The following is a 24,857-nucleotide window of genomic DNA, read 5'->3' as shown; positions in this document are numbered from 1 at the left end:
CCTTTCGTTTTGCCGAATCAGGAGTGGATCACTTTGCCGTAAGCGTCGAGCACGCTCTCGTGCATCATTTCCGATAAGGTCGGGTGCGGGAAGACCGTGTGCATCAGATCTTCTTCCGTGGTCTCGAGATTCATCGCGACGACGTAGCCCTGGATGAGCTCGGTGACTTCGGCACCGACCATGTGGGCGCCGAGCAACTGGCCGGTCTTCGCGTCGAACACCGTCTTCACCAGACCGTCCGGCTCGCCCAGCGCAATGGCCTTGCCGTTGCCCGCGAACGGGAAGCGGCCGACCTTGACGGCGAATCCTAGCTCCTTGGCCTTGGCCTCCGTGAGGCCAACGGAGGCGATCTGCGGCTGGCAATAGGTACAACCGGGGATCTTCGCCTTGTCCATGGCATGGGTCGGCAGGCCCTTGATGGTCTCGACGCAGAGCACGCCCTCGTGCTCTGCCTTGTGGGCGAGCATCGGCGGCCCGGCGACGTCGCCGATGGCGTAGAGGCCGGGCACGTTGGTCTGGCCCAAGCCATCCGTGACCACGATCCCACGATCGATACCGACGCCGAGTGCTTCCAGGCCGAGCCCCTCGATGTTGCCGACGACGCCCACCGCCGAGATGAGCTTCTCGGCCGTGAGCTGCTGGCTCTTGCCGTCACCGGTCTCGATGGTGGCGGTGACCGCGTCAGCGGATTTCTCCACCTTCGTCACCTTGGCACCCGTGAGGATCTTGATGCCCTGTTTCTCGAAGCGCTTGCGGGCGAGGCCGGCGATCTCGGCATCCTCCACGGGGAGGATCTGCGGCAGCAGTTCGATCACCGTCACCTCGGCGCCCATGGTGCGGTAGAACGAGGCGAACTCGATGCCGATGGCGCCCGAGCCCATGACGAGAAGCGACTTCGGCATCGCCTCCGGCACCATGGCCTCGTAGTAGGTCCAGATCTGGTGTCTGTCCGGCTCGATGCCCGGGATCGCACGGGGCCGCGCTCCGGTCGCGACGATGATGTGCTTGGCCGAATACGAACCGGCGGCGAGCGCCCCCTTCGGGGCTGGGGCGCGGGCGGTCTCCTTCACCGTCACCTTGCCGGGCGCGTTGCCCTTGGCCGCCGCCGCGATGGTGGCCTCGCCCCAGATCACGTCGACCTTGTTCTTCTTCAGCAGCATGCCGACGCCGCCGTTGAGGCGCGTCGAGACCGCGCGCGAGCGCTTGACGATGGCGGCCGTATCGAACCCGACCTTCTCCGCCGACAGGCCGTAATCGGAGGCGTGCTGCATGTAATGGTAGATCTCGGCCGAACGCAGCAGGGCCTTGGTCGGGATGCAGCCCCAGTTCAGGCAGATGCCGCCGAGGTGCTCGCGGTCGATCACCGCCGTCTTAAACCCGAGTTGCGCCGCCCGGATCGCAGCGACGTAGCCGCCGGGTCCGGCGCCGATGACGAGGATGTCGTAGGTGTCGGCCATTGTGCGCTCCTACGCCCCTCCCCTCTGCGGGAATGGGCCGGGGTTGGTTCAGGTGAGGCGGACTTAGCTCAGACCAGCATGCCCATCGGGCTCTCGATCAGGCTCTTGAACGCCGAGATCAGCTCCGCCCCCAAGGCACCGTCGAGCACCCGGTGGTCGCAGGACAGTGTCGCGGTCATCACCTGCGCCACGGCCGGCTGGCCGTCCTTCACCACGATGCGCTTCTCGCCCGCACCCACGGCGAGGATCGAGGATTGCGGCGGGTTGATCACCGCCGTGAAGTGCTTGATGCCGAACATGCCGAGATTGGACACCGAGGTGACGCCGCCCTGGTACTCCTCGGGCTTGAGCTTCTTGGCCCGCGCGCGGCCCGCGAAATCCTTCATCTCGTTGGAGATGGTGGAGAGCGTCTTCTGGTCGGCCTTACGAATCACCGGCGTGAACAAACCGCCGTCGATGGCGACCGCCACGCCGACCTCGGCGTTGTCGAACCGCAGGATGCGGTCCTCGGCCCAGACGGCGTTGGCGGCCGGCACGCGCATGAGCGCGAGGCCCATGGCCTTGATGACGAAGTCGTTGACAGAGAGCTTGAACAGCGGCTTGCCGTCCTTGCCCTGGCCGGCGCTCCTGTTGAGCTGCTCGCGCAGGGCCATCAGGGCGTCGAGCTCGCAATCCACCGTGAGGTAGAAGTGCGGAGCCACCTGCGTCGCCTCGGTGAGGCGCTTGGCGATGGTCTTGCGCATGCCGTCCAGCGGCACTTCTTCGTAGGTGCCCTTGGCGTAGAAGCCGCGCACCTGATCGACGGACAGGCCGGCCGGGCTCGCGGCCTTGGCGGGCGCGGGCGCCGCCTTCGGCGGCTCAGCGGGAGCCGGCGCTTCGGTGAGGGCCGGAGCCTTGGTTTGCGCGGGGCCGGCGGCCTTGGCGGCGCGGACATCGCGCTCGATCACGCGGCCGCGCGGGCCGGAGCCCGTCACGGCGGCGAGGTCGATGCCCTCCTGCTTGGCGATGCGGCGGGCGAGCGGCGAAGCGAAGACGCGGGCCCCCTCCCCCTGGGTGGCGGCGGGCTGAGCGCCGTCCGGTGCCTCGTTCACCCGCGCATAGGACATCTGGCCGCCGCCGGGCGTCGCGTTCTCGCCGACGGGGTCCTTCGATGCCTCGGCTTTCGGCGCCTCGGCCTTCGGTGCCCCGCCGGCCTGGACGCTCGACGGGTCCTCTCCCTCACTCGCGATGATGGCGATGAGGTCGTTGACCGGCACGTCGGCCGTGCCCTCGGGCACCAGAATCCTGGCAAGAATCCCCTCGTCGATGGCCTCGACCTCCATGGTCGCCTTGTCGGTCTCGATCTCGGCGAGGACATCGCCGGATTTCACTGCGTCGCCCTCCTTCTTCAGCCATTTCGCGAGGTTGCCCTTCTCCATCGTCGGCGACAGGGCGGGCATCAGGACGTTGATCGGCATGGCATCAGGTCTCGAGCGAGGGGGGCGGCGGGGCGGCCGGATCGTCGAAGGGAAACAGGCTGTCGAGGGGGAACGGGACGGCGTCGAACGGCGGGAGGCCCACGGTCTCGCCGCGCTCGACCGTTCCGAGAAGAAGCCATTGCCGACCGGTGAGCGCGAAGGCTTCGAGCACCCCGTCGCCGGGATCGAGGAGCCAGAGATAGCCGACACCGGCCTCCGCGTAGATGCGGCGCTTGGGGCCGCGATCGAGGCGCGCGGTGGCGGGCGAAAGGATCTCGCAGACCCAGTCCGGCGGGGTCTCGATATAGGCGGTCTCCGGCTCGGCGGAGAGGCGTTCGCGGCGCCATCCTGCCAGATCCGGCACCACGACGTGGGACCCCAGGTGAAGCTCCGGCTCGACCATGAAGATCCAGCCGCCCGGCCCCCCACGTCCGCGACCGAAGGGGTGGCCGAGTTCGGCCGCCAAGCCCGCCGCCGCCATGGCATGCCGCGGGCGCGGCCTTGGATGCGTCTCAAGGGTGCCGTCGACGATCTCGGCCACGAGATGATCCGGCACGGCTTCGAGATCGGCGTAGGTGGCCCGGCGGAACGCGGCCTCGGCCATGCTGAATCCCCCCGCTAGTTCAGATCGCCGGGATCGAGACCCTCGGCCTCCCACCCGGCGCGGATACGCTCGAAGGCTTCCTCGTCCGACATCTCGGTCTCCAGGGCGTAGGTCCGCGCCGCCTGCCGGGCGAGATCGATGAGCAGGCGGCCCCAAGTCGCCGGATCGTCGAACGAGCGGCGCAGGGCCACGCTGACCGCGCCGTCCACGACGGCGGCACGCAGGACCTCGATGCCGCCATTCTCGATGGCATCCGGAGGGGCGGAGAGTTCCACGAAGGTCTTCGTCATGTCCTGTCCGAACGAAAGCGTTGGCCCACCTCACCCCGGGGGACGCATCCAGCTACCCTAAGCAGGTTTCGCAAAAGTGGTCACCGGTTTTGCGTCGAAAACCTGCGACAGATCAAGGAGCTAAGCTGGGTGAAGCGTTGGCTTGCCAACGCGAACCTGCTTAGCGGTAGCAGACCGCTTTCACCGCCTCGATCACCTCGGCGACGTTGGGCAGGGCGAGTTTTTCGAGGTTGGCCGCGTACGGCATCGGCACGTCCTTGCCGGTGACGCGCAGGACCGGGGCGTCGAGGTAGTCGAAGGCGTCGACCATGAGCCGCGCGACGATCTCGGCGCCGATGCCGGATTGCGGAAAACCTTCCTCCACGGTGACGCAGCGGCCGGTCTTCTTCACCGATTCCACCACCGTCTCGGTGTCCATGGGCCGAAGGGTGCGCAGGTCGATGACCTCCGCCTCGATGCCCTGTTCGGCGAGCGCCTGCGCCGCCTTGAGGGCGTAGGTCATGCCAATGGAGAACGACACGATGGTGACGTCCGTGCCGGGGCGGTGGATGCGCGCCTTGCCGATGGGCAGGACGAAATCGTCGAGCTTCGGCACCGGGAAGCTCTGGCCGTAGAGGATCTCGTTCTCGAGGAAGATGATCGGGTTCGGGTCGCGGATCGCCGCCTTGAGCAGGCCCTTGGCGTCGGACGCCGTGTAGGGCGCGATGACTTTGAGGCCGGGCACGTTGGAGTACCACGCAGAGTAATCGTGGCTGTGCTGGGCGCCGACGCGGGCGGCAGCACCGTTGGGGCCGCGGAACACGATGGGACAGCCGAGCTGTCCGCCGGACATATAGAGGGTCTTGGCCGCCGAATTGATAATGTGGTCGATGGCCTGCATGGCGAAGTTGAAGGTCATGAACTCGACGATGGGACGCAGACCCGTGAACGCAGCGCCGACGCCGATGCCGGCGAAGCCGTGCTCGGTGATCGGGGTATCGACGACCCGACGCGCGCCGAATTCCTGCAGCAGCCCTTGCGTGATCTTGTAGGCGCCCTGGTACTCGGCGACCTCCTCGCCCATGACGAAGACGGAATCGTCGCCGCGCATCTCTTCCGCCATGGCGTCGCGCAGGGCCTCGCGGACGGTCATGGTGACCATCTCGGTGCCCTCGGGGAACTCGGCCATCACCGGGGCGGGCGCCTTGTTGGTGATGGTGGCGGGGGCCGCCGGCGCCCTCTGAGCGTCGTCGCCGCTCTTCGCCGTCGCGGCGGGGGCATCCGCCTGCCCTTCCGCCTGCATCGTCGGCGTCGGTGCCCCCTGGGCCGGGGTGTTGGCGGCGGGCTTCGGCGCGGAAGCGGCCGAGACGTCTTCGCCCTCGGCGGTGATGATCGCGATGGGCGTGTTGACCTTCACGCCCTCGCTGCCCTCCGCGACGAGTATCTTGGCGAGCACGCCCTCGTCGATGGCCTCGACCTCCATGGTCGCCTTATCGGTCTCGATCTCGGCGAGCACGTCGCCGGATTTCACCGGATCGCCCTCCTTCTTCAGCCACTTCGCCAGCTTGCCCTCCTCCATGGTCGGAGACAGGGCGGGCATCAGGATGTCGGTCGCCATGAAAGACTCGTCGATCGAGAAGGAGGGGCGCGGTCCGGGGACTCGCGGGTCAGGCGCGCGCTTCCAGCAAAATATCCGTCCACAGCTCGGCGGGATCGGGCTCGGGATCGTGGGTGGCGAACTCGGCCGCGTCGTTGACCGTCTCGCGCACCTTCGCGTCGGTGGCCTTCAGATCCGCTTCGGGCACGCCGTGCGCCTCGATCAGGCGCTTGCGCACCATCTCGATGGGGTCGTGCTCGTCGCGCATCTTCGAAACCTCGTCCTTGGTCCGGTATTTCGCCGGATCCGACATGGAATGGCCGCGATAGCGGTAGGTCTGCATCTCCAGGATGTAGGGACCCTCGCCCGAGCGGGCGTGCTCGATGGCCCGCGCGGCCGCCTCGCGGACGGTGCGCACATCCATCCCGTCGACCTGTTCGCCCGGAATGCCGAACGAGATGCCGCGCTTCGAGAAGTCCGTCTGCGCCGAGGCGCGGGCGACGGAGGTACCCATGGCGTAGCGATTGTTCTCGATGACGTAGACCACGGGCAGCTTCCACAGCTGCGCCATGTTGAAGCTCTCGTAGACCTGCCCCTGGTTGGCCGCGCCATCACCCATGTAGGTCAGGCTGACCTGGCCGTTCTTCCTGTAGGCGTCCGCGAAGGCGAGGCCCGTGCCGAGGGACACCTGCGCGCCGACGATGCCATGCCCGCCGAAGAACTGTTTTTCGCGACTGAACATGTGCATCGACCCGCCTTTTCCGCGGGAATAGCCTCCGCGACGGCCGGTGAGTTCCGCCATCACGCCCTTCGGGTCCATGCCGCAGGCGAGCATGTGACCGTGGTCGCGGTAGCCGGTGATGACCTGATCGCCGTCGATGGAGGCCATCTGCATGCCGATGACGACGGCCTCCTGGCCGATATAGAGGTGACAGAACCCGCCGATGAGGCCCATGCCGTAGAGCTGTCCCGCCTTCTCCTCGAAGCGACGGATGAGCAGCATCTCGTGATAGGCGTGGAGGTCTTCGTCGCGGGTGAATTGCGGCGTGTTCGGCGCCGGCGCGTGGCTGCCGGCCTCCGACGGCGTCGGATCGGATTTGGGCTGGCCCGCCTCGGTTGCGGAATCCATCGGCTCTCTCCCCGGGGACCGTCTGTTCTCCCGGAGGTTCTAGGACACGTGTTTTCGGAAAGCGAGATCGGCCGCCCGACAGATCGGAACGGTTGTCAGGTGCGCTCCATCGCCGCCTGGCGAAGCGGCGGAACAGGGCTACGGATTGATGACCACCACATCGTTGGCGTGGACCCGGCCGAGGACGACGCGTGCCCGCTCCTCGAGGAGGTCGCGGTCGATCTGCTCGCTGCGCAGCAGGGTGACGCGGTGCTCCCACTCGGCCCGATCGGCCTTCACGGCGGCGAGTTCCTGATTGAGGCCGTAGGCCTGGATCTTCAGGGCGCGCTTCGCTTCGAGGCCGCGATTGCCGCCCTCGGCCTGATGCACGAAATAGCCGACGACGAGCCCCGAGACGGCGTACAACGCCAGGGGCATCAGCACGGAACGGACGCGACGACGGATCACCATGGTCAGACCATCGCGCCGCAGGGTTAAGAAAGTCTTTTCGCGAGGCATGGGCGGGGACACGGCGCGATGATGCGCTTCGATCTCGTCGATCTCGGCCTGTTCCGCCACGTGGTCGAGGCCGGCTCCATCACCCACGGGGCGGCACGGGCCAACCTCGCGCTGGCGGCCGCCTCGGCCCGCATCCGCGCCATGGAAGTGTCGCTCGGCGCCGCCCTCCTCACACGCGGCCGGCAAGGCGTGACCACGACGCCCGCCGGGCGCACGCTCCTGGCCCACGCGCGCGATCTCCTCGATGGGATAGACCGGATGCAGGGCGAGCTCGCGGGCTTCTCCGGCGGCACCGTCGGTCAGATCCGGGTCCTGTCGAACACCAACGCCCTGACCGAGTTCCTGCCCGAGGTACTGAGCGCCTTCCTCGCCCGCCAGACCGGGGTCAGCGTCGACATCGAGGAGCGGACGTCGGACGAGATCGTCGGCCTCGTGGCGGAGGGCGGCGCCGACCTCGGCATCGTGGCCGGCACCGTCGACACCGGCGCCCTCGAAACCTACCCGTTCCGGCAGGACCGTTTCGTCGTCGTGGCGGGCGGCGGCCATGCCTTGCGCGACCACCCGGCCGTGGCGTTCGCCGACGTGCTGGAGCACGACCTCGTCGGCCTCGACCGGACGAGCGCCCTCACTCGCTTTCTCGCCGACAAGGCGGCGCGGACGGGGCGGCCCATGCGGTTGCGGGTCCAGTTGCGCAGCTTCGATGCCGTGTGCCGCCTCGTCGAGTGCGGCGTCGGCCTCGGCATCGTGCCGGAGACCACCGCCGCCCGCGCGGCCCGCACCATGGCCATCGCGGTCGTGCCGCTCCTCGATCCTTGGGCGGTGCGCGATCTGACCATCTGCGTGCGGACGCTCTCCGCCCTACCCGCCTTCGCGCGGGACTTCGTGGCCCACCTGCGCGCACCGCCAACTGCCTGAGCGGATTCGAGGATTGACTTCGCATCCGCGAACACGCATATCGCGGATGCAGCGTCAGCGGCCGTCATGGTTCCGCTTGAGAGGGCTGCGTGACGGATCGACGGGTCGCTACGCGCGAATTCCGACCGACCTGAGCCCCTCTCTTCAACGTGCATGCACCCGGACTGCCCCGGCACGCGGGCGGCTCCAGCTCAACGGACCGATTCGCAATCGATCTGCGTACCGACCATCGTTGGATGGCGTGCGCCACGGTCCCGCTGCCTTGAAAGATAAGACTTGACCCAGTTCACCGATTTCGGCCTCGCCCAGCCCGTGCTGCGGGCGCTGGAGGAGGCCGGCTACAAGACGCCGACCCCGATCCAGGCCCAGGCCCTCCGCCCCGCCATGGAAGGTCGCGACCTCTGCGGCATCGCCCAGACCGGCACCGGCAAGACGGCCGCCTTCGCGTTGCCGATCCTGCACCGCCTCGCCCAGAACCCGCGGAAAGCCATCCGCCGCGGCTGTCGCGTGCTGGTGCTCTCGCCCACCCGCGAGCTCGCCAACCAGATCGCCGAGAGCTTCTCGGATTACGGCCGGCATCTTTCGTTCACCAACACCGTGGTGTTCGGCGGCGTCACCATCTCCCGCCAGGAGAAGGCGCTGGCCAACGGGGTCGACATCCTCGTCGCCACCCCGGGCCGCCTCATGGACCTCATCGAGCGCCGCTCGCTGACCCTCGAGGCCGTCGAGATCCTCGTCCTCGACGAGGCCGACCAGATGCTCGACCTCGGCTTCATCCATGCCCTCAAGCGCATCGTGAAGATGCTGCCGAAGGAGCGTCAGAGCCTGTTCTTCTCCGCCACCATGCCGAAGAACATCGCCGGCCTCGCCGACCAGTATCTTCGCGATCCGGTCCAGGTCGCCGTCACTCCCGTGGCGACCACCGCCGAGCGCGTCACCCAGGAAGTCATCTTCGCCCATACGGGTGCGAAGCAGGCCCTCCTCAACCACATCCTGCGGGATCCGAAGATCGAGCGCGTCCTCGTCTTCACCCGGACCAAGCATGGCGCCGACCGCGTGGTGCGTGGCCTGGAGAAAGTCTCGATCAACGCCTCCGCCATCCACGGCAACAAGTCCCAGCCGCAGCGCGAGCGGGCGCTCGCCGCTTTTAAGGACGGCTCGTGCCGGGTTCTGGTCGCGACCGACATCGCCGCGCGCGGCATCGACGTCGAGGCCGTGAGCCACGTCATCAACTACGATCTGCCGAACGTGCCGGAGAGCTACGTCCACCGCATCGGCCGCACGGCCCGTGCCGGCGCCAACGGTCTCGCGATCTCGTTCTGCAACGACGAGGAGAAGGCCTACCTGCGGGACATCGAGCGCACCACGCGTCAGAAGATTCCCGTCGGCGCCTTCCCCGAGGGCTTCACGCCCCCGTCGCGCCAGGAAGCCATGGATGCCGCCCAAGCCGAGGAGCGCCGTCCGGCGCCCCAGGGTCAGCGTCCCGGTCAGCGCCAGGGCCAGCGTCCCGGCGGCGGTCGTCCCGGTGGCGGACGCCCGGGCCAGGGCCGCAGCGAAGGCGGTCGTGGTGGCCAAGGCGCGCCCGGTCGCAACGCCCGTCCGGATGGGGCGGCCCGCCCGCAGGACGCTCGCGGCGAGCGCCGTCCGGCCGTTCACGGTTCGGAGAACCGCTCCGAGCCCCGCAGCGACACCCGTCAGCGCACGCCGCGCCCGCAGGGTGCCGGCACCGGCACCGGCGAGGGCCGCACCATCGGCTGGCTCGACCGTTTCCCGCGCTGAGTCCTTCCACGCTGAGCCTTGCGGTCCGTCATGACGACACCGCCCCGGGTCTCCGGGGCGGTGTTTTCGTTTGGGGAAGGACCACTTGCCGCGAAATCGCGCGACGCCATCTCATGGCGTGATCGTGAAGCGTGAGGATGCCATGCGGTTCGAACTCTATCGGGATGCGACCGGCGACTGGCGTTGGCGCCTGCGCGCCACGAACGGCAACGTCGTGGCCGACTCCGCCGAAGGTTATGGGCGCCGGGAAGATTGCGAGCACGGCATCGCCCTCGTGAAGGGCAGCCAGGCGGCGTCCATCGTCGACATGACCATGAAGATCGCTTGAGCGACCCGAACGCTTCGTTGACTCAACCGACATCCGGAAGGATCCGGCCCGGCAACACTTCCGGGCTTCGTGCGTTTCAAGCGACAGGGTCCGATTCCGGAACCGTCGGCGCTTCACGTCCTGCCGACTTATCTCAGGGAGTTTGAGAACGTGCTCAGGAAACTCGTGCTGGCCGCGTTGCTGGCCTTAGGCTTCGCCGCGACGGCGCCGCAGGGCGCGTCCGCCGCCCCCATCGGCCCTGCCCTCGCCTTGCAGACCGAGGCCGCACCCGCGGTCGCCCAGAATGTCCAGTACTACGGCTACCGTCGCCGGTTTTACGGTCCGCGCCCGTTCTACCGTCGTCCGTACTACGGTCGCCGCTTCTATGGCCCGCGTCGGTTCTACGGTCCGCGTCGCTTCTATGGCGCGCGTCCGTTCTACGGCCCGCGCCGCTTCTACTACTAAGCTCCGGCGCGGTGGCGCTTTCGTCGGCGCCGCAGCATCGCTCTGAATAGCTTCGCTCGAAAGCCTGGCACTCTGTTCGAGTGACCAGGCTTTTGCATGAAAATGCATCATAAGATTAGGAAACATGCATGATCGTGCGATAGGTCTTAGCGGCGATGCGAGCTTCATCCTCGGGGCTCTCGGAGGCAGACCATGACCGAACTCACCGCGACCGAAGTGCCAGCCCATGGCCTCTGGCATTCGATCCCCCTCGAGCTTCTGATGTCGGTCGGCGCCGTGATCCTCGCGGGCGGTCTCAAACTCACGGGACTGCTACCGTGAAGGTGGCGACGCCGCCCCCCGACGGCAGGAAGTCTGCGTAGGATCGGGCTGTATGAAACGCAAAGGCGGATTGGTATGACGGTCGAAGAGGAAGGTGGAGGTCCGCGCGGCGATCTCACCGTTCGAACCAGCGCGATGCCGGCGGACACCAACGCCAACGGCGACATCTTCGGCGGATGGGTGATGTCGCAGATGGATCAGGCCGGCGGCATCGCGGGCGTCGACAGGGCCCAGGGACGCGTCGTCACCGTGGCGGTGGACGCCATGACCTTCATTCGGCCGGTTCGTGTCGGCGACGTCCTCTGCGTCTACACCCGCGTCGGGCACGTCGGGCGCACGTCGATGAAGATCGAGGTCGAGGCCTGGGCTCGGCGCTTCCGCACCCAGGTCCGAGAGAAGGTCACGGAGGCGACCTTCACCTTCGTGGCCATCGACGATGCCGGCCGGCCGCGGGCCGTCGATCTGCCCGCACGGGCAGACGATTGAGGCTGCCTTCCCTTCCGCTCGGACGCGCCATGCCGTAAAGGCGCGAGACCCCAGACAAGGTCCCGTGCGCGCATGATCCGCCTCGAAAAAATCGGCAAGCAGAACGGCCGGCAGATCGTCTTCATCGAAGCGTCCGCCGCCCTTCAGAAGGGCGAGAAGGTCGGGCTCGTCGGCCCCAACGGCGCCGGCAAGACCACCCTGTTCCGGATGATCACCGGCGAGGAGGAGCCCGACGAGGGTCAGGTCGCCACCGACAAGGGCATCACCATCGGGTATTTCAGCCAGGATGTGGGCGAGATGTCCGGGTGCTCCGTGGTCTCGGCGGTGATGGATGGCGCCGGCCCCGTCAGCGTCGTCGGCACCGAGTTGAAGGCCCTTGAGGCGGGGCTCGCCGACCCCGACCGCGTGGACGAGATGGAGGCGCTCATCGAGCGCTACGGTGAGGTCCAGGCACGCTTCGAGGAACTCGACGGCTACGCCCTCGAAGGCCGGGCCTACGAGGTGCTGGCGGGCCTGAGCTTCTCGCAAGGCATGATGGACGGCGACGTCGGCAAGCTGTCGGGCGGATGGAAGATGCGCGTGGCTCTCGCCCGAATCCTCCTCATGAACCCCGACGTGATGCTGCTGGACGAGCCCTCCAACCACCTCGACATCGAGAGCCTGATCTGGTTGGAGGCCTTTCTCAAGAACTACGAGGGCGCTCTCTTGATGACCTCGCACGATCGCGAGTTCATGAACCGCATTGTCACCAAGGTGATCGAGATCGACGGCGGCACGCTCACCACCTATTCCGGCGACTACGCGTTCTACGAGCAGCAGCGGGCGCTTAACGAGACGCACCAGCAGGCCCAATTCGAGCGGCAGCAGGCGATGCTGGCCAAGGAAATCAAGTTCATCGAGCGCTTCAAGGCGCGCGCCTCGCACGCGGCGCAGGTGCAGAGCCGAGTGAAGAAGCTCGACAAGATCGAGCGGGTCGAGCCCCCGAAGCGCCGTCAATCCGTGGCCTTCGACTTCCAGGCTCCGCCGCGTTCGGGCGAAGACGTCGTGATGCTCAAGAACGTCCACAAGAGCTACGGCAGCCGCCGGATCTACGAGGGGTTCGATTTCTCCATCCGGCGCAAGGAGCGCTGGTGCGTCATGGGCATCAACGGCGCCGGCAAGTCGACGCTCCTGAAGCTCGTCACCGGCTCGACCCAGGCCGATGACGGCACCGTCTCCGTCGGCGGCAGCGTCAAGCTCGGCTACTTCGCCCAGCACGCCATGGATCTGCTCGACGGCGAGCGCACGGTGTTCCAGTCCCTGGAAGATGCGTTCCCACAGGCCGCGCAAGGGTCCCTGCGCGCCCTCGCCGGGTGCTTCGGCTTCTCCGGCGACGATGTCGAGAAGCGCTGCCGCGTGCTGTCGGGCGGAGAGAAGGCTCGTCTCGTCATGGCCCTGATGCTGTTCGATCCCCCGAACTTCCTCGTCCTCGACGAGCCGACCAACCACCTCGACATGGGCACGAAGGAGATGCTCATCGCGGCGCTTTCGGCCTACGAGGGCACCATGCTGTTCGTGAGCCATGACCGGCACTTCCTGGCCGCTCTGTCGAACCGGGTGCTCGAAGTGACCCCCGAGGGAATCCACCAGTATGGCGGCGGTTACACGGAGTACGTCGCCCGCACCGGCCAGGAAGCGCCCGGCCTGCGGAGCTGAGACCGACCGCGCCGGACATCAGACGTTCGGTGCAGCGACGCGCTTGCGAAGACCGGTGATGACCGCCTTCAGGATTTCCGATCCGGCCTCCTCGCTGTCCATGCCATGGCCCATGCACCGCATGGTGACGATGCGCTCGTGGACGAAGGACAGCTTGGCGATCACCGCCGGCGTCAGCTTGAACGGGTAGAGCGCCGGCTGCCCCATGCTGCGGCTCAGGGAGTTCACCGCGTAGGTGAGCGGCAGCCACGCTTCGACCAGGCGGCTGAAATCCGGAATCTGGTAGGGATCGTAGTCGATCACGACGGGGTCCGCCGGCCCGTTGCGCAGGCGCGGCCGCACGTGAAGTTCGAAGGTGCCGGCCGTCTCCACCGTGTCGACGATGTGGAGATACTGTGCCCAGGTCTCGGCGAAATCCTCCCACGGATGGCTGGTGGCGTAGGCGCTGACGTGGGATTCCTCCCAGTCCGGCGGTGCGCCTTCCCGGTAGTGCCGCTGCAGTGCACGACCGTAATTGTCCCGCTCGTCGCCGAACAGCGACCGGAACGTCCACAAACTCTGGTCGAAGCGCACCAGCACGTTCCAGAAGTAATGCCCGATCTCGTGCCGGAAGTGCCCCAGCAGGGTGCGATAGTACTCGCCGAACAGCATCCGCCGCCGCTCGCGCTCGACGTCGTCGGCCTCGGCGATGTTCAGGGTGATGATGCCGCTGTGGTGCCCCGTCAGGACGGGCGGCCCGATGCGGTAGCTCTCCGACGGATCGACCAGGAAGTCGAAGGCGAGCCCCGTGGTGGGATTCTCCGTCCGGTTCATCAGCGGCAGGTTCAGGCGGAGCAGGGAGTAGAACAGCCGATGCTTGGCCGCCTCGATCTGGCGCCAGCGCGTGAGGTTCCAGGTGATGCCGAGGTCCGGCACCACACGGTTGTGACGACAGGCGGTACAATACCGCTCCGGCATGTCGTCGGGCACGAGCCAGTTGCAGGCGCCGTGCTCCGCATTGGCGCAGAAGCGATACTTGCGGGTCGGGTTGGCATAGGCGTGCCAGATCTCGCCGACGGGCTCCAGTGCCGACATCTCGTGCACTTCGCCCACATAGCCGAGGCGGCGCTGGCAGCTCTCGCAAGCCGTGCTTTCGAAGCTGACGGGCTGATCGCAGGCCTGGCACTGGAAGATCTTCATGATGCCGTTCCGATGCCCGTCCCTTAACCACCCTCAAGCACCACGTGCCCACCGGGAACGACCCGCCCCCCGACGCGGTGAGCTAAGCGGTGACGTCCGACTATGTTCCCAGACCGGGCCGCCAGCGGATCATGCACGGAACTTGCTTACGGACTCGCTTCGATGCGAGGTCTGTGCCCCACGGCACGACGGCACATCGTCGGCAAGCCCATCGCACAAGCGCGACCGTTGGCGTATGGCTTGAAGACAGCATCCCCCGGGAGCACCGCAGGGCGGTGGCCCGGTTCTCCGCAGCCGGATCGGGCGTGTCCACGCCCCTCCGGCCCCACGCCCTGGTACTGCGGGAGTCCCCGTGTCGATCAAAGCCGCCCTGCACCACGTCACGCACTACACCTACGACCGGCCGATCGCGCTCGGTCCACAGGTGATCCGCCTGCGGCCCGCGCCGCACACGCGCACCGCCGTACCGGCCTACTCCCTCAAGATCCTGCCCGAGAACCACTTCATCAACTGGCAGCAGGACCCGAACGGAAACTGGCTCGCGCGTCTCATCTTCCCCGAGAAGACCACCGAGCTGAAGATCGAGGTCGATCTCACCGCCGACATGTCGGTGATCAACCCGTTCGACTTCTTCGTGGAGGAGTATGCCCAGGCGCGCGGCTTCACCTACGCCGACGATCTCACGGCGGAGCTGAAGCCCTACCTCGTGCTCGATGAGGCCATGGCGCCTGAGGTCGACGAATTCCTGACCCGCCTTCCGGCCGAACCGAACACGGTCCTGTTCCTCGTGGCCCTCAACGCCCAGGTGGCGGGCGAGATCACCTACGGCGTCCGCATGGAGCCGGGCGTGCAGAGCGCCGCCGAGACCCTGACCCTGAAGAGCGGTTCGTGCCGCGATTCCGCGTGGCTGATGGTTCAGATCCTGCGCCGCCTCGGGATGGCCGCCCGTTTCGTTTCCGGCTACCTGATCCAGCTCATCCCCGACACCACCGCGGTCGACGGCCCCGTCGGGACCTCCACCGATTTCACCGACCTGCATGCCTGGGCCGAGGTCTATCTCCCGGGCGCCGGCTGGATCGGCCTCGACGCCACGTCCGGCCTTCTCTGCGGCGAGGGCCACATCCCGCTCGCCGCGACCCCGCACTACAACTCGGCTGCGCCCATCTCGGGGCTCGCCGAGCCGGCCGAGGTCGCGTTCGGCTTCGAGATGACGGTGACGCGGGTCGCCGAGGCCCCGCGGATCACCAAGCCGTTCTCCGACGAGATCTGGGCGGCCATGGACGCGCTCGGCGACCGCATCGACGTGGATCTGGCCGAGCAGGACGTGCGCCTGACCATGGGCGGCGAGCCGACTTTCGTGTCCATCGACGATTTCGAATCGGCGGAGTGGAACGCCGCCGCCGTGGGACCGACGAAACGCGGCTTGGCCGACAAGCTCATCCGGCGCCTGCGCACGCGCTTCGCACCCGGCGGCATGCTCCATTACGGCCAGGGCAAGTGGTATCCGGGCGAGAGCCTGCCGCGCTGGGCCTTCGCCCTGTACTGGCGCCGCGACGGCGTACCGGTGTGGAAGGACGACAGTCTGATTGCCGCCGAGGATGGACCGCGCGACGCCAACGCGACCCAAGCCAAGGCCCTGATCGACGGGGTCGCCAAGCGCATCGGGCTCGGTCCCTATGTCTTTCCCGCCTACGAGGATCCGGTCTACTGGACGGAGAAGCGCGATGAGCTTCCCGTCAACGTCACCACTTCGGAACCGAGATTTCCGAATCCCGAGACCAACGCTCGCATGGCGAGGGTGTTCGAGCGCGGGCTCGGCGCTCCCGCCGGATACGCGTTGCCGCTAGCGAGCCTTCCGACAGGCCGGGAGGGTGCTGCGGACCGCATCTGGGTCTCGGAAGCCTGGGAGTTCCGGCGCGGTCACGCCTTCCTCACGCCGGGCGATTCCCCCGTCGGCTACCGCTTGCCGCTCTCGTCGCTGCCCTACGTGCCGCCGCAGAGCTATCCCTACTACCAGCCCCAGGACCCCCTGGAGGCACGCGACGCCCTGCCGGAAGGCCATCCGGGCGCCGAGACCATCAACGGGTCGGGCATGACCGGCGTCGCGGTGCGCACGGCCTTCGCCGTGGAGCCGCGCAACGGCATCATTCACGTATTCATGCCGCCCCTGGAACGGGTGGACGAGTATCTCGAACTCCTCGGCCATCTCGAGGACGCGGCGGCCGAACTCAAGCAGACCTTGCACATCGAGGGCTACGAGCCGCCGTTCGATCCGCGCATGAACGTCATCAAGGTCACCCCGGACCCCGGCGTCATCGAGGTCAACGTCCATCCTGCTCCGTCCTGGCGCGATGCCGTGACGATCACCACGGACCTCTACGAGGACGCACGCCAGATCCGCCTCGGCGCGCAGAAATTCATGACCGACGGTCGCCACACCGGCACCGGCGGCGGCAATCACGTCGTGCTCGGCGGCGCCACGCCGACGGATTCACCGTTCCTGCGCCGGCCCGACCTCCTGAAGAGCCTGGTGCTGTACTGGCAACGCCATCCGGCCATGTCGTACCTGTTCGCCGGACTCTACATCGGCCCGACGAGCCAAGCTCCACGCATGGACGAGGCGCGCCACGACGGGCTCTACGAGCTCGAGATCGCCATGGCGCAGGTGCCGAAACCCGACGAGCCCAACATCCCGCGCTGGCTGGTCGATCGCATCTTCCGCAATATCCTCGTGGACGTGACGGGCAACACCCACCGCTCCGAGATCTGCATCGACAAGCTCTACTCGCCCGACGGCCCGACGGGACGGCTCGGGCTTCTCGAATTCCGCTCGTTCGAGATGCCGCCGGACCCGCGCATGAGTCTGGCCCAGCAACTCCTGCTGCGCGCCATCGTGGCTTGGCTGTGGCGCGAGCCGCAGGAGGGCGGTTGTGTCCGCTGGGGCACGGGTCTGCACGATCGTTTCATGCTGCCCCACTTCCTGTGGTCCGACTTCCTCGACGTGCTGGAGGATCTCCGGGGCGCCGGCTACGATTTCGATCCAGCCGCGTTCGTGGCGCAGCGCGAGTTCCGCTTTCCCGTGTTCGGGACCGTGGAGCATGGCGGCGTGAAGCTGGAACTGCGCCAGGCCCTCGAGCCCTGGCACGTGCTGGGTGAGGAAGGCGCCATCGGGGGAACCGTGCGCTACGTCGATTCGTCCGTGGAGCGGCTGCAGGTCAAGGTCGAGGGCTTCGTGCCCGGCCGGCACGTGATCGCCTGCAACGGACGTCGCCTGCCGATGACCGGCACGGGCACGGCCGGCGAGGCGGTGGCGGGCCTGCGCTTCAAGGCGTGGCAGCCGGCCTCCTCCCTGCACCCGACGATCCCCGCGCACGCGCCGCTCACCATCGACATTCTCGATGCCTGGAGCGGCCGGTCGCTCGGCGGCTGCCGCTACCACGTCAGCCATCCGGGCGGGCGCAACTACGAGACCTTCCCGGTCAACACCTACGAGGCGGAGGGGCGGCGCCTTGCCCGCTTCCAGGCCCACGGCCACACCCCCGGCAAGGTCGAAATGCCCGTGGAGGAGACCAATCGGGAATTCCCGATGACCCTCGACCTGCGGAGCCCGGCTCCGCGATGAGCGCTGCGGCCGAGGCGGAGGTCTCCGGGCGGGCGGAACGGCTGGCACGCTGGACCTCCGGCTACCGGCCGCTTTCCGGCGTACCCGATGCATTCATGGACGCCTCGGGCAAGCCGCGCGCGGCCTGGACGCGCGTCCTCGACCACCTCGGCGACCTGACCGAGGTGGATATCGCCGCCCGGTTCGTCTCGGCGGTACGCCACATCCGTGACACCGGGATCTCCTACCGGATCTACGGCGACAAGCGCGATCACGCTTGGCCGCTCGGCTCCCTCCCGTTCATGGTGGAGGCGGCCGACTGGCAGGACTTGAGCGCAGGCATCGTCGAGCGGGCGGAGCTGATGGAAGCGATCCTCGCCGACATCTACGGCCCCAACCGCCTCGTCGCCGGCGGTCTCCTCCCGGCCGCGGTCGTTGCGGGCAGTCCGGAATTCATGCGACCCCTCGCGGGCATCACGCCGCCGGGCGGTCGCTTCCTCAAGCTCTATGCCGCCGACGTCACCCGGGGACCCGACGGGTGCTGGCAGGTGCTGGCCGACAGGACCCAATCGCCGTCCGGACCGGGCTACGCCCTGGAGAACCGGATGGTGCTCACCCGCGCCTTTCCGGATCTCTACACCGATCTGCACGTCGAGCGTCTGGCGCCGTTCTTTCAGGCCCTCCGGCAGGGACTTGCCCTGGGTTCCCAGCGCAGCGACCCGCGCATCTGCCTGCTCACGTCGGGACCGTTCAGTTCGACCTATGTCGAGCAGGCGGTGCTCGCGCGCTATCTCGGCCTGCTCCTGGTCGAGGGCGACGACCTCGTGATGCAGGACGGCGCGCTCCATGTCCGCACGGTCTCGGGCCTGAAGCGGGCCGATGCCCTATGGCGCCGCATCGATTCCGACTACGTCGACCCCCTCGAACTGAACCCGTCGTCCCGCCTCGGGGTCCCGGGCCTGATCGAGGCCCTACGCAATGGAAGCCTCGTCGTCGGCAACATGCCGGGCTCCGGCATCCTCGAGTCCGGTGCCCTCGCCGCCTATCTGCCCGGCATCGCCCGGCAGATGATGAACACCGACCTTCGATTGTCCGGCCCGCGCACCTGGTGGTGCGGGGATCCGGACAGCCTTGCCCATGTGCGCCAGAACCTCGACGCCCTGACGCTCCGGCCGGTGGCGACGCCCCCCAAGGGCATGGCCCGCGACGCGATCATGGCCCCCCTCGCCTTCGGGGCGGACCGCGAACGGGTCGTGTCGGCCTTACGCGACCGACCGTTCGACTACGTCGCCCAGGAGCGGGCGCCCCTCGCGACGACGCCCGGTTGGGATCGCACCGGCGGCTCCCTGCACCTCGTGCCCCGCCCCTTCGCCTTGCGGGTGTTCGCCGCAATGACGCCGGAGGGTTGGCGGGTGATGCCCGGCGGCTTCTGCCGCATCTCGGAGCGTGCCGACCTCGACCCCATCGAGATGCGCGCCGGCATCAAGGCGGCCGACGTCTGGATCCTCTCCGACGGCCCCGTCGAGTCGGTCCCGACGATTCAGCCCGCGACCCAGAAGGTGCGTCGAATCGCCGGACACCTGCCGTCGCGGGCCGCCGACAACCTGTTCTGGTTCGGGCGCTACGTCGAGCGGGCGGAGGCGGTGATCCGTCTCGTGGTCGCGCATCTCGGCAGCGTCGGCGCCGCCGTCAGCGCCGATATCGTCGGTGATGCACGGTCTCCGACCTCGTTGCGGATCCGAGCCCTTCTCGACGATTGGGGGGCGATTTCGGCCCCCGATCTCCCCACAGCCACCTTGGCGCGCGAGGCCCTGAGCCAGCGCGACAATTTCGGTTCCGCCCTGTGCCACAGCCTCTCGGCACGCGCCAACGCGGCGATCCTGCGCGAGCGGCTCTCGGGCGAAGCCTGGCGGGTCCTGGCCGATCTCAAGGACCTCCTCGATATCGGCGACGCCCGTGCCTATTCCGAGGCCGAACTCGTCGGTTTGGCCGAGCGGGGCCTCGGTCTCATCGCCGCCCTCGCGGGTCTGGCGCAGGAGAACATGAACCGCACGGCGGGCTGGCACTTCGTCGATCTCGGGCGGCGCATCGAGCGGGTGATCAACACCTGCGCCTTCGCGACCCAATTCGCCGGGGATACGGCCACCGCCGAGGATCTCGGCGTGATGCTCTCGCTCTGCGATTCGCATATCGCCTTCGGCGCACGCTACATGCAGGGGGCCGCCCTCGACCCCGTGCGCGACATGGTACTCCTCGATCCGTTCAATCCACGCTCCGTCGCCTTCCAGATCGTCGCCATCGAGCGGCACCTGTCGGATCTGCCGACGCTCCGCGTCGACGGACTGCCCGAGCCGCATCAGCGCCTCGCCGCCAGGATCGGTGCCGAATTCGCCACGGGCGAAGCGGCCGAGTTCGACGGTGCGACCCTGGCGCGCCTGGAGAACGAATTCGAGCGCTTGGCCGACGCCATCGCGACCCGCTATTTCCCCAATGGTCCGCACGCCCTGCGGCCGGAGAAGCTCGTGGGGCTCGGGTGATCTACACGCTGCGCCATCTCACGACCTACCGCTACGCCCGGCCCGTCCGCTATGCCCGCTGCGGCCTGCGCCTGCGCCCAACGGACGGCGAGGGCCAGACGGTGCTGGGCAGCACCCTCACCATCACCCCCGAGCCGCGCCAGCGGGTGGTCCGGCGCGACTATTTCGGCCTCGACGTGGTGGCGGTCACCATCGACACCCCGCATACGGAGCTACGGGTCGAGTCGCTTTCGCGGGTCGACGTCACGCGCGCCCCCGCACCCGCGCCCGAATCCGGGCCGTCCTGGGAGCGGGTCCGCGACGGCGCGTTGGATCGGCGGTCACTCGCGCCGGACGCACCGGTGCACTTTCTCTTCCCCAGCATTCGCGTGCCCCTCGCCCCCGAGGTGACCGAATATGCGCGGACGAGCTTTCCGCCCGGGCGTAGCGCCTATGGCGGCGCCTTCGACCTGATGCAGCGCATCCGAAAGGATTTCCGGTTCGACGCCAAGGCGACTTCCGTCCGGACCCCGCTCGCCGAATCGTTCGCCCTTCGGGCCGGGGTCTGCCAGGACTTCGCCCACATCATGATCGCGGGCCTGCGCGGTCTCGGACTGCCAGCGGCCTATGTCAGCGGCTACCTGCGCACCATTCCCCCCGTCGGGCGCCCCCGCCTGCGCGGCGCCGATGCCAGCCACGCCTGGGTCTCGGTCTGGTGCGGAGAGGGCTGGATCGGCCTCGATCCCACCAACGGAATCGGCATGTGCGACGACCACATCGTCGTGGCGCGCGGACGCGACTACACGGACGTCTCGCCCATCGACGGCATCGTCTCGTCATCCGGCTCGCAGAAGCTCAAGGTCGAGGTCGACGTGGTGCCGGATGGCGAGCCGATGCCCGAAACGGTGAGTGCGGAAGCAGTGGACTCCGTCTGACGTTCGCTCGCGAACGCACCCCCCGCATGGACACGCGCACCTCGCATGGCTTAATCGCGTCACGTCCCCGCAAGGGCGTCCGGTGGAGTGCGAGCCTTGGTCGAGAGACACAGCGTGGAGACGGTGAGCGAAGCGCGCGAGGCCATCCGCGCGTTCATCCTCGGGCGCAATCCCGGTCTCGCTCCCGACGCCATCACGGGCCGGACGTCGTTGGTGACGAGCGACGCGTTGGATTCCATCGGCGTCCTCGATTTGATGATGGACCTCGGCGAACGCTTCGGGTTCGAGATCGAGGAGGACGCGTTCGCCCTCGCCCATTTCGAGAGCATCGATGCCCTCGCGGCCTATGCCGCGGCCAAGCGGGATCGAGCCTGAGGCGATGGAAGGGCCGACCCGCGTTCACCATTTACTGGACCGGCCGGCCGGGGACCGCACGGCCCTCGTGGCCGGCGCGGAGCGTCTGACCTACGCAGGCTTGCGTGACCGCGTCGCCGCTTTGGCGGCCCGGCTGATCGAAGCCGGTGTCCGCCCCGGCGATCGGATCGCGGTTCTGTTGCCGAAATCCACCGGCGAATGCGCGGCCCTGTTCGCCATCGCGCAAGCCGGCGCCGCCTTCGTGCCGATCCATCCGAGCCTGCGCGCGGCCCAGATCCGCCACATCGTCGAGGATTGCGGCGCACGCGCCCTTCTGACCGAAGCGGTCTTGCGCGCCGCCCTCGGAGACGGTCTCGCGGTCGAGGCCGAGGCATCGATGCCCGGCGGCGTCCTCCTGATCCTGCCGGAGCGCGACGGGCCGGCCCCGCCCCCGGATCTCGCCGCCATCCTCTACACCTCCGGCTCCACCGGCCTGCCGAAGGGCGTCATGCTCTCGCACGCCAACCTCCTCGCCGGAACCCGCATCGTGCGGACCTACCTCGGCCTCACGCCGGACGAACGCATCCTGTCGGTGCTGCCCCTCGCCTTCGATTACGGCCTGAACCAGCTCCTCACGGCCGTCGAGCAGGGCGCCTGCCTCGTGCTCCTCGACGCCCGGTTCGGCGACGAAGTGGTGCGCGCCATCGAAACACACGGGATCACCGGTCTCGCCGGGGTGCCGACCCTGTGGACCCTCCTGACCCGCGCCGCGCCGCGCCTCGCCACGGCGGATCTGGCGAGCCTGCGCTACGTCACCAATTCCGGGGGGGCGGTGCCCCTGGACACCGTCGCACGCCTCCGCCGGGCACTGCCCCACACGGACATCGTGCTGATGTACGGGCTGACGGAAGCCTTCCGGTCGACCTGGCTCCCGCCCGCGGAGCTCGAAGCCCGCCCGGGCTCCATGGGTCGCGCCATCCCGGAGACCGAGATCTTCGCCGTCACCGCCGACGGACGCCGCACCGCGCCGGGCGAGCCCGGAATCCTCATGCATCGCGGCCCGACCGTGTCCCTCGGCTACTGGAACAGGCCCGAGGACACCGCGCGCGTGCTGGTGCCCGATCCCGTCGTTCCGGGCGGACCACCCGTGTGCCGCTCGGGCGACATCGTCGTCGAGGACACGGACGGCTACTTCACCTTCGTCGGCCGCGACGATGCGATGATCAAGACCTCGGGCTTTCGCGTCAGCCCGACCGAGCTCGAGGCGGCGCTGATGGCGACGGGCGGCTTCCGTGCCGTGGCGGTCATCGGGCTGCCCGATCCGAGTCTCGGGCAACGCATCCATGCCATCGGTATCCCCGCCGAGGGCGGTCCGGACCCCGAGGCGGCCCTCCGCGCCCTGCGGGAAACCGTGGCCCCCCACATGGTCCCCCGCACCATCGAAACGGTGACGTCCCTGGCCGTCACGCCCAATGGCAAGATCGACTACAAGCGCCTCGCGGCGGAACGCCGGGATGTCTGACGACGGTCTCGCCCAACACCTGATCGCCGCCGATTTCCCGAGGCACGATGGGGTGATTCAGGTCGGTGGACTCGATCTCGCCGCCCTCGCACGGGCCCACGGCACGCCGCTCTTCGTCTACGATGCCGATCTCATGCGACGGGCCTACCGTGCCCTGTCGCAGGCCGTCGCGGGCTTCGCCGAGGTCGATTATTCCGTCAAAGCCAATCCGCGCCCGGCCGTCATCCGCGTGTTCGCCGAGGCGGGAGCGGGTGCCGAGATCGCATCGGGTGCGGAATACGAGGCGGCCCTGGCCGCTGGCGTGCGATCCGAGCGGGTCCTGTTTGCCGGACCGGGAAAGAGCGAGGCCGATATCGATCGGGTCGTCGCCGGCGGCATCGGCGAGATCCATCTTGAGAATATCGAAGAGATGGAGCGCGTCGCGGCGGCCTCCGCCCGGCACGGATGCAGGACCGCCGTGGCGATCCGGGTCAATCCCGGGCCGGACGCGCAGGGTGGGGCCATGCGCATGGGCGGCAAGCCGTCGCCCTTCGGCTTCGACGAGGAGGAACTGGACGCCGTCGTCGATCGGGTCGAGGCCGAACCCGACCTCCGCCTGGTCGGCCTTCACCTGTTCGCCGGGACGCAGGGGCTTTCCGCCGCGACCCTCCTCGGCCAATGGGCCTACGGCCTGCGGCTGGCCGCCCGGGTCGCCGCTCGGATCGAGCGCCCCCTCGAGACCGTCGATCTCGGCGGCGGCCTCGGTATCCCGTACTTCGCGGGCGATACAGCCCTCGACCTCGACGCCGTCGGCGCCGGCATCCCGAACCTTCGCGCGATGGTGGCCGCCGCTCCCGGCCTCGCGACCGCGCGCATCGTCCTCGAACCGGGACGCTATCTCGTCGGAGCGGCCGGGATCTACGTGGCGGAGGTCCGCGCCGTGAAGGTCTCGCGCGGGCAACGCTTCGCCATCACCGACGGCGGCATGCATCATCATTTGGCTGCGTCGGGCAATCTCGGGCAGATCGTCAAGCGCGACTATCCGGTCGCCGCGGTCGTCGAACCGCAGGGTGGCGTGCGCACGCCCTGCGCCGTGGTCGGCCCCCTCTGCACGCCCCTCGACATGCTGGCGCGCAATGCGCTCCTGCCCGATCTCGCCGCCGGGGACCTCGTCGCCGTGCTGCAATCGGGTGCCTACGGCCTGACCGCGAGCCCGACCGGCTTTCTCAGCCACCCCCTGCCGGCGGAAATCCTCGTCGATGGCGGACGGGCGGTGCCGATCGGGCGGTGACGCCCCTCAGACCTCGCCCTCCGAGAAGCGCCGGAAGGCTTCCAGGGTCTCGGCGCTGACATGGTGCTCGATGCCTTCGGCATCGCGCCGGGCCGTCTCGGCGCTGACGCCGAGGACGCACAGGAATTTCTCGACGATGCGGTGGCGCTCCCGGCTCTGCACCGCAAGCGCCTGCCCGGCTGTGGTGAGGAAGACGCCACGATACGGCCGCTGCTGGACGAGGCCGTCTTCCACCAATCGCTTGAGCATCTTCGCGACGGTCGGCTGGGCCACGCCGAGGCGCGCGGCGATGTCGACCTGGCGCGCCTCGCCGCCGTCACCGATGAGGTCGGCGATGAGTTCGACGTAATCCTCCACCAGCTCCAGGCGCCTCGCCTCGCGGGCCTGGCGAAAGCTCTCCACATGCACGTCGGGATCGACGAGCGCGGTGGCGGGATCGGATCGCGACGAATCCTGCATGTGACCGGCCGTCTCCCTTCCCGTGGATGCGCCGGATGGGCG

22 protein-coding genes are annotated in these 24,857 nt (G+C 68.3%); 13 read left to right on the top strand and 9 right to left on the bottom strand.

Going from position 1 to position 24,857, the window contains the following annotated elements; genetic code table 11:
• Positions 1–17: 17 nt before the first annotated feature.
• The 7 genes from lpdA to ASF52_RS19745 all read right to left on the bottom strand — a co-directional run bounded on the left by lpdA (position 18) and on the right by ASF52_RS19745 (position 6,963).
• Complete coding sequence (gene lpdA, locus ASF52_RS19775; protein WP_056175860.1) at positions 18–1,457, bottom strand: dihydrolipoyl dehydrogenase; 1,440 nt, start codon at positions 1,455–1,457, stop codon at positions 18–20.
• 68 nt (positions 1,458–1,525) lie between these two features.
• A complete protein-coding gene (locus ASF52_RS19770) occupies positions 1,526–2,914 on the bottom strand; it encodes a pyruvate dehydrogenase complex dihydrolipoamide acetyltransferase (protein WP_056175858.1) in 1,389 nt (462 codons plus the stop codon).
• Positions 2,915–2,918: 4 nt separating this feature from the next.
• Positions 2,919–3,518, bottom strand: a complete 600-nt coding sequence (locus ASF52_RS19765) for a Uma2 family endonuclease (RefSeq protein WP_056175855.1) — start codon at positions 3,516–3,518, stop codon at positions 2,919–2,921.
• A gap of 14 nt (positions 3,519–3,532) precedes the next feature.
• A complete protein-coding gene (locus ASF52_RS19760) occupies positions 3,533–3,808 on the bottom strand; it encodes a DUF5076 domain-containing protein (protein WP_056175852.1) in 276 nt (91 codons plus the stop codon).
• Positions 3,809–3,968: 160 nt separating this feature from the next.
• Positions 3,969–5,405 carry a pyruvate dehydrogenase complex E1 component subunit beta gene (locus tag ASF52_RS19755; RefSeq protein ID WP_056175849.1) on the bottom strand — a complete coding sequence of 479 codons (1,437 nt, stop codon included), beginning with the start codon at positions 5,403–5,405 and terminating at the stop codon, positions 3,969–3,971.
• A 49-nt stretch (positions 5,406–5,454) separates the two neighbouring features.
• A complete protein-coding gene (gene pdhA, locus ASF52_RS19750; RefSeq protein WP_056175846.1) occupies positions 5,455–6,513 on the bottom strand; it encodes a pyruvate dehydrogenase (acetyl-transferring) E1 component subunit alpha in 1,059 nt (352 codons plus the stop codon).
• A gap of 138 nt (positions 6,514–6,651) precedes the next feature.
• The gene (locus ASF52_RS19745; RefSeq protein WP_056176197.1) at positions 6,652–6,963 is read right to left on the bottom strand and encodes an FtsB family cell division protein; all 312 of its coding nucleotides are present in this window, start codon (positions 6,961–6,963) and stop codon (positions 6,652–6,654) included.
• Between the two features lie 66 nt (positions 6,964–7,029).
• Between ASF52_RS19745 and ASF52_RS19740 the strand changes: the two genes are divergently transcribed.
• The 7 genes from ASF52_RS19740 (at position 7,030) to ASF52_RS19715 (ending at position 12,979) form a co-directional block, all read left to right on the top strand.
• Positions 7,030–7,926, top strand: coding sequence for a LysR family transcriptional regulator (locus tag ASF52_RS19740; protein WP_200937411.1), 897 nt, complete (start codon positions 7,030–7,032; stop codon positions 7,924–7,926).
• Positions 7,927–8,202: 276 nt separating this feature from the next.
• Positions 8,203–9,705 (top strand): DEAD/DEAH box helicase, encoded by a 1,503-nt coding sequence (locus ASF52_RS19735; protein ID WP_056175841.1) that lies wholly within the window; start codon positions 8,203–8,205, stop codon positions 9,703–9,705.
• A gap of 142 nt (positions 9,706–9,847) precedes the next feature.
• The gene (locus ASF52_RS19730; protein ID WP_056176194.1) at positions 9,848–10,033 is read left to right on the top strand and encodes a YegP family protein; all 186 of its coding nucleotides are present in this window, start codon (positions 9,848–9,850) and stop codon (positions 10,031–10,033) included.
• Positions 10,034–10,183: 150 nt separating this feature from the next.
• Positions 10,184–10,477 carry a hypothetical protein gene (locus tag ASF52_RS19725; RefSeq protein ID WP_056176191.1) on the top strand — a complete coding sequence of 98 codons (294 nt, stop codon included), beginning with the start codon at positions 10,184–10,186 and terminating at the stop codon, positions 10,475–10,477.
• Positions 10,478–10,669: 192 nt separating this feature from the next.
• The gene (locus ASF52_RS23560; protein WP_274533805.1) at positions 10,670–10,798 is read left to right on the top strand and encodes a hypothetical protein; all 129 of its coding nucleotides are present in this window, start codon (positions 10,670–10,672) and stop codon (positions 10,796–10,798) included.
• A gap of 75 nt (positions 10,799–10,873) precedes the next feature.
• Positions 10,874–11,284 (top strand): acyl-CoA thioesterase, encoded by a 411-nt coding sequence (locus ASF52_RS19720; RefSeq protein WP_056175838.1) that lies wholly within the window; start codon positions 10,874–10,876, stop codon positions 11,282–11,284.
• Between the two features lie 72 nt (positions 11,285–11,356).
• Positions 11,357–12,979 (top strand): ABC-F family ATP-binding cassette domain-containing protein, encoded by a 1,623-nt coding sequence (locus ASF52_RS19715; RefSeq protein WP_056175835.1) that lies wholly within the window; start codon positions 11,357–11,359, stop codon positions 12,977–12,979.
• A gap of 18 nt (positions 12,980–12,997) precedes the next feature.
• Here the strand turns inward: ASF52_RS19715 and ASF52_RS19710 are convergent, their stop codons facing one another.
• Positions 12,998–14,158: a zinc-binding metallopeptidase family protein gene (locus ASF52_RS19710; protein ID WP_056175832.1), complete on the bottom strand. Its 1,161-nt coding sequence runs from the start codon at positions 14,156–14,158 to the stop codon at positions 12,998–13,000.
• Between the two features lie 352 nt (positions 14,159–14,510).
• On the opposite strand from ASF52_RS19710, the gene ASF52_RS19705 reads away from it, so the two are divergent.
• From ASF52_RS19705 to ASF52_RS19680, 6 genes are all read left to right on the top strand, one after another.
• Positions 14,511–17,780, top strand: a complete 3,270-nt coding sequence (locus tag ASF52_RS19705; RefSeq protein ID WP_056175830.1) for a transglutaminase family protein — start codon at positions 14,511–14,513, stop codon at positions 17,778–17,780.
• Positions 17,777–20,296 (top strand): circularly permuted type 2 ATP-grasp protein, encoded by a 2,520-nt coding sequence (locus ASF52_RS19700; RefSeq protein WP_056175827.1) that lies wholly within the window; start codon positions 17,777–17,779, stop codon positions 20,294–20,296. The genes ASF52_RS19705 and ASF52_RS19700 overlap by 4 nt, the downstream gene beginning before the upstream one ends.
• Entirely contained in the window at positions 20,293–21,210 is a 918-nt protein-coding gene (locus ASF52_RS19695; RefSeq protein ID WP_056175823.1) for a transglutaminase family protein, read from the top strand. The genes ASF52_RS19700 and ASF52_RS19695 overlap by 4 nt, the downstream gene beginning before the upstream one ends.
• 96 nt (positions 21,211–21,306) lie before the next feature.
• The gene (locus tag ASF52_RS19690; RefSeq protein WP_244473877.1) at positions 21,307–21,585 is read left to right on the top strand and encodes an acyl carrier protein; all 279 of its coding nucleotides are present in this window, start codon (positions 21,307–21,309) and stop codon (positions 21,583–21,585) included.
• A 4-nt stretch (positions 21,586–21,589) separates the two neighbouring features.
• Positions 21,590–23,086 (top strand): AMP-binding protein, encoded by a 1,497-nt coding sequence (locus tag ASF52_RS19685; protein ID WP_056175816.1) that lies wholly within the window; start codon positions 21,590–21,592, stop codon positions 23,084–23,086.
• A complete protein-coding gene (locus tag ASF52_RS19680) occupies positions 23,079–24,356 on the top strand; it encodes a type III PLP-dependent enzyme (protein ID WP_056175809.1) in 1,278 nt (425 codons plus the stop codon). The genes ASF52_RS19685 and ASF52_RS19680 overlap by 8 nt, the downstream gene beginning before the upstream one ends.
• A 6-nt stretch (positions 24,357–24,362) precedes the next feature.
• Here the strand turns inward: ASF52_RS19680 and mntR are convergent, their stop codons facing one another.
• Complete coding sequence (gene mntR, locus ASF52_RS19675; protein WP_056175805.1) at positions 24,363–24,815, bottom strand: manganese-binding transcriptional regulator MntR; 453 nt, start codon at positions 24,813–24,815, stop codon at positions 24,363–24,365.
• Positions 24,816–24,857: the final 42 nt, after the last annotated feature.

Source organism: Methylobacterium sp. Leaf112 (genome assembly GCF_001423295.1).
In the GTDB taxonomy this organism is placed as follows: Bacteria; Pseudomonadota; Alphaproteobacteria; order Rhizobiales; family Beijerinckiaceae; genus Methylobacterium.
Note: the sequence above shows the minus strand (reverse complement) of the source record. Positions and strands in the feature narration are given on the sequence as shown.